This window comes from Erythrobacter donghaensis, assembly GCF_001557325.1.
Taxonomy (GTDB): Bacteria; Pseudomonadota; Alphaproteobacteria; order Sphingomonadales; family Sphingomonadaceae; genus Erythrobacter; species Erythrobacter donghaensis_B.
Genome location: NZ_LSJS01000009.1, coordinates 1 through 229, shown reverse-complemented (window position 1 = coordinate 229; position 229 = coordinate 1). Strand labels below are relative to the sequence as shown.

Sequence of the window (229 nt, the reverse complement as noted above, 5' to 3'; positions counted from 1 at the left end):
GCGGCCCCAGCCGCAATGGTTCGTCGCTCAGACGGAGGTTACCGTGCCATGGCCATCCCCTGGACCGCAGCAAGAGCGACCAAACGCCGGCAGGTCTCCTGGCTCGCGGGTCATAGCTTGATGCACGGCCTTCCCAGGCCACGCTGGATTCAACGTGAGGCCCAGTGGCTGCTTCCGCCCGAAGGGGGAAGCGATGTGCATCGCGCTCGCCGCTTACAGTTGCAGGGAC

Annotated in this window: 1 riboswitch. The window is 65.9% G+C overall.

What is annotated here, in order from left to right:
- Nucleotides 1-70: 70 nt before the first annotated feature.
- A riboswitch (cobalamin riboswitch) is annotated at nt 71-229 on the bottom strand. This riboswitch is flagged as partial in the annotation.